3 protein-coding genes are annotated in these 2,351 nt (G+C 70.9%); all 3 read right to left on the reverse strand.

Annotated elements, in window-relative coordinates:
• Positions 1-3: 3 nt before the first annotated feature.
• On the reverse strand, positions 4-936 hold the full coding sequence (locus RIF68_RS34570) for an alpha/beta hydrolase (RefSeq protein ID WP_309055451.1): 933 nt from the start codon (positions 934-936) through the stop codon (positions 4-6).
• Positions 933-1,418, reverse strand: a complete 486-nt coding sequence (locus tag RIF68_RS34575) for a phage holin family protein (RefSeq protein WP_309055453.1) — start codon at positions 1,416-1,418, stop codon at positions 933-935. The genes RIF68_RS34570 and RIF68_RS34575 overlap by 4 nt, the downstream gene beginning before the upstream one ends.
• A gap of 42 nt (positions 1,419-1,460) precedes the next feature.
• Positions 1,461-2,351: Na+/H+ antiporter NhaA (locus RIF68_RS34580; RefSeq protein WP_309055455.1), on the reverse strand; the 891-nt coding region annotated here is incomplete at its 5' end.

Genomic DNA, 2,351 nt, shown 5'->3' on the forward strand with positions numbered 1-2,351 from the left:
CGGTCAGCGGTCCGGCTCGGTGTCCTTCAGCCAGTTGACCAGTTCGGCCGTGAACGCGACCGGGTCCTCCTCGTGGGGGAAGTGCCCGAGGCCGTCGAACAGCCGCCAGCGGTACGGCGCCTCCACGTACTGCCCCGAGCCGGCCGCGCTGCGGGTCCGCATCACCGGGTCCGTCGAGCCGTGCAGGTGCAGCGTGGGAACCCGTACCGGCCGCTTCATCCGCCGGTTGAACTGGATGCCGTCCGGGCGGGCCAGCGACCGCACCATCCAGCGGTACGGCTCGATGGAGCAGTGCGCCGTCGACGGCACCAGCATCGCCCGCCGGTAGACCTCCACGGCCTCCTCGTCCACGGGCTTCGGCCCCGACCAGTCGCGGATCAGCTCGCCCACCAGGGCGGCGTCGTCCGCGACCAGCTGACGCTCCGGCAGCCACGGCCGCTGGAAGCCCCAGATGTGGGAACCGGCCCGCGACTGGGCGAAGTCGGAGAGCATCGCCGAGCGCCAGCGGCGCGGGTGCGGCATGGAGGAGACGACGAGCCGGCGCACCAGCTTCGGCCGCATGACCGCCGCCGTCCAGGCGAGATAGCCACCCATGTCGTGGCCGACGAGCGCCGCGTCCGGCTCGCCGAGCGACCGGATCACGCCGGTGATGTCCAGGGCCAGGTTGGCCGGGTCGTAGCCCCGGGGGGTGCGGTCGCTGCCGCCGACCCCGCGCAGGTCCATCGCCACGGCCCGGAAGCCGGCCTCGGCGAGCGCCGGCAGCTGGTGGCGCCAGGTCCACCAGAACTGCGGGAAACCGTGCAGCAGCAACACCAGCGGGCCGTCACCCATCTCCGCGATGTGGAAACGCGCGCCGTTGGCGGCCACGTCGCGGTGGGTCCAGGGCCCGTCGAGCCGTACGGGCCCGCCGTTGCCGTTGCTCTCGGGAAGGGTCATACGGACGAGCGTGCCACAGAGTCGGCCTTCTCCAGGGCGGTCCGGGGCGCGGGGCGCGGGTGCGGCTTCACGTTGCCCATGACCGCCGCCGTCCTCTTGGCGGAGGCGATGGTCTTCTCCGGCTTCTTCACCTTCTTGATCTGGGCGATCGCGATCACGCCGAGCAGGCCCGCGACCAGCACGTTGAAGGCGAAGGAAAGCAGGAAGCACCACCCGAGGTTCCAGCCCCCGTCGCCGTTGTGCCCGCCGGTCCAGGTGTTGATCGCGTACGCGAGCGCGAAGCTCAGCATCGGCAGCGAGAACAGCAGCACCATGAGGGCGCCGACGCCCAGGACGGCGCCGACTCCGCCGCGCTTGACGTCCTGTCGGATCTCCGCCTTGGCCAGGGCGATCTCGTCGTGCACCAGGGCGGACATCTCGGCGGTCGCCGAGGCGACCAGCTGACCGAGGCTGCGCTCGGTTCCGTCGAACGGGTCGCTCATCGCTGATCCCTCTCCTCGTCCTCGTCTACGGTCCGACTCAGATCATGCCGGACGGTCGCCCTCATCGCGCGACGCCCCCGCCAGTCGGGCGCGCTGCCGGTGTTCCGCGGCCTTCTTCTCGTAGATCTCGGCCATCCGGAGGTGGTACTCCGGGTTGTCCTGCTCGTACATGTCGGGGATGCCGTCCTGGTCCTCGTCGCGGGTCTCCTCGGCATAGAGCGCCTGGTACTTCCGGACGCGGAGCTTCAGCAGGACGGAGGCGAGGACGGCCGCGATGAGCGAGCCGGTCAGGACGGCGGCCTTCACCTCGTCGGTGAGGTCCGCGTCGCCCGCGAAGGCGAGTTCGCCGATGAGGAGCGAGACGGTGAAGCCGATGCCGGCGAGGGAGGCGACGGCGAAGACGTCCGGCCAGGCCAGGTCGGAGTTGAGCTCGGCCCGGGTGAAGCGGGCGGCGAGCCAGGTGCCGCCGAAGATGCCGATCACCTTGCCGACGACGAGGCCGAGGACGACACCGAGGGTGACGGGCTGGGTGAAGACGTCGCTCAGGGCCCCGCCGGACACGCTGACGCCGGCGGAGAAGAGGGCGAACATCGGGACGGCGAATCCGGCGGAGAGCGGCCGGACCAGGTGCTCGATGTGCTGGCCGGGGGAGTGCTCCTCGCCGTCCCGCGTGGAGCAGCGCAGCATCAGCCCCATGGCGACACCGGCGATGGTGGCGTGGACGCCGCTGTTGTACATCAGCCCCCAGACGACGAGGGCGAGCGGGACGTACACGTACCAGCCGCGGACCTCCTTGCGGAGCAGCATCCAGAAGAGGACGAGTCCGGCGGCGGCTCCGCCGAGCGCGGCGAAGTTCAGGTCGCCGGTGAAGAAGACGGCGATGATCAGGATCGCGAAGAGGTCGTCGACGACGGCGAGGGTGAGGAGGAAGGC

Origin of the sequence: Streptomyces sp. (assembly GCF_031178505.1) — a bacterium.
Taxonomy (GTDB): domain Bacteria; phylum Actinomycetota; class Actinomycetes; order Streptomycetales; family Streptomycetaceae; genus Streptomyces; species Streptomyces gulbargensis.

Bases quoted from the DNA above. Each gene is read 5' to 3' on its own strand.
- RIF68_RS34570 (WP_309055451.1), bottom strand. From the start codon at position 936: ATGACCCTTCCCGAGAGCAACGGCAACGGCGGGCCCGTACGGCTCGAC.
- RIF68_RS34575 (WP_309055453.1), bottom strand. From the start codon at position 1,418: ATGAGCGACCCGTTCGACGGAACCGAGCGCAGCCTCGGTCAGCTGGTC.